The sequence below is a fragment of the Halomonas sp. NPDC076908 genome, assembly GCF_050269715.1.
Classification (GTDB): domain Bacteria; phylum Pseudomonadota; class Gammaproteobacteria; order Pseudomonadales; family Halomonadaceae; genus Vreelandella.
This window is the reverse complement of record NZ_JBNNIW010000100.1, coordinates 1-2,055: the sequence shown is the minus strand read 5'-3', so window position 1 is coordinate 2,055 and position 2,055 is coordinate 1. Positions and strand designations below refer to the sequence as shown.

The window sequence follows — 2,055 nt, the reverse complement described above, 5'->3', positions numbered from 1 at the left end:
TGGCGTGGATCGATCAGCGCCCGTAGCGGATTGTCGGCAAACCGGGTTTTCCAGAGACGAGGCGTCAGGTCGCTGACGTCACTGGCCGGATGCTGGCTGATGCGTTGCAGCACGTCCACCAGGTAAGTGTAGGGGGTAATATTGTGCAGCTTGCAGGTGCTGATCAGACTCTGGATGATGCCCAGGTGTTCCGCCCCCAATTCAGTCCAGCAGAACATCCAGTTTTTCTTGCCCATGGGAATGGGGCGTAGTGCCCGCTCGAGGTGGTTGGTGTCTGGCTGCACGTCTGGGTTTTCCAGGAATACGCTCAGGCTGGCTTCCCGGCTGAGCACGTAGTTCAGAGCTTTGGTCAGTGGATCGCTCGGCACCAGGCCGCCTGACGCCAACTGATCCCGGCACCACTGGAAGAAGCCGCTAACGACCGGTTTCGAGTGTTCCAACCGGTACTGACGTTTCTTCTCGCCAGTCAGCCCGTGGGTTCTGATGGTTTCTTCATTCCGGTACAGCGCTGCGATTCGTTGCAGGGCCTCGGTGACGGTTTCCGGGTGATCCTTCTGCGCCTCGATAAAATAACGGCGGCTATGCACCCAGCACTGGGCGTGGGTGACGTTCTCTTGGGCAGCAGCGTAGCGGGCATAGGCCGCGTAGCCGTCACTGATCAGCGTGCCGTTGAACGATTCGCTGAGGATGGCTTCGATGTGGGCACGCCCACGGCTGTTCGAGTAGGTGAACACCACCTCGTCGGCATCGCCGTATAACGGCCAGAACCAGCCGGATTTCAACTTGCCTTTTTGCGGGCCCGCCCGACCCTGGTGACCGGCCTTGATCGGCGTTTCATCCATGGCCAGCACCCGACTGCGCAGCACGTTGTCGGTCTGGGCATCCACAATGGGCCGAAGCAGGTCGATCACGCGCTTGACCAGATTGGTCAGGGTGCTGCGGCTGATTGTGATACCGGCTTGCTGGATGCGCTGGTGCTGACGGTACAGCGGCAGGTGGAACTGGAACTTGTCCACCAGCAACCCGGCCAGCAGACTGACATCGGCCAGGCTGTTGTCCAGCACGTTGAACGGGGCCGGCGTGGTGATGGGCTTGTCACTCCCCTTGCGCCGGAACACCGGGCGCTCCACCTTCAGCACCACGTAACTGGAGGCCCGCTGGGCCAGCCGGTAGGTGGTCTTACTGCCGATTACTTCGTACTGATCGGCCTCCGGCCCTGTCAGCTCTGGCGGCAGATACTCTATGACTTCCACCGGCACATCAGAGGTAAAGCGCAGACCGGTGTCGTTCAGGCAGCCATCGTCGCGCTGCTTCTTGCCGGTGCCACGCTGATAGGCCTTGATGGGGCGTTCTTCTTCGTCAGCAGGCGGCGCCGGTAGCGGCGCTTCCTCTGGCTGGAACAAGCTGTCCTGCCCGGGAAGATCGAACACCTGCTTCTCGGATTTCGGACCGAACAGCTGCTTTTTGAACCAGTCCAGTTGATGCGTCAGCTGACGAATCGCTTCTGCCTGGGCTCCCAACTGCTCCCGCAACACGGCATTCTCCTCGGCCAGAGCCGAGTAGGAAGGTGCATTGGAAGAAGGAGCGGAAGCGGTTGAATTCATGGCCGATATTATATCGAAAGTCGGCCTTCTATACCCCTCGAAAACGCTTGAACTGGCGATATTTCTGCACCTCGATGCCATCGATCAGCAGTTGCAGATCCGTCAGGGTCAGGGCTCGCTGCCCGGAGGCGGATAACGGCACCCGGAACTGGCCCTGCTCCAGGCGCTTGGCCCACAGGCAATAACCGGTGGCGGTGAAGTACAGCATCTTCATCTGGGTCTTGCGACGATTGACGAAGACGAAATACTGGCCACTGAGCGGGTCGTGCTTCAACTGATTCCGAACCAGGGCGCTCAGGCCCCGGAAGGATTTGCGCATGTCTGTGGGTTCGGTACATAGCCAGATGCGCGCCTGGCTATCGAGCCCGATCATCCGTTCTGGCTCAGCCGTAGCTCGACGCCGTTACCCAGGCTGAGCACAATATTCCAGCCTAAGCCGGATGATGGCGAC

2 protein-coding genes are annotated in these 2,055 nt (G+C 60.0%); both read right to left on the bottom strand.

What is annotated here, in order from left to right; translation table 11 throughout:
- On the bottom strand, positions 1-1,604 hold a 1,604-nt coding region (gene tnpC / locus ACQKE4_RS20565), incomplete at its 3' end, for an IS66 family transposase (RefSeq protein ID WP_427390093.1).
- A 28-nt stretch (positions 1,605-1,632) separates the two neighbouring features.
- Positions 1,633-1,977, bottom strand: a complete 345-nt coding sequence (tnpB, locus tag ACQKE4_RS20560) for an IS66 family insertion sequence element accessory protein TnpB (RefSeq protein WP_016915087.1) — start codon at positions 1,975-1,977, stop codon at positions 1,633-1,635.
- Positions 1,978-2,055: the final 78 nt, after the last annotated feature.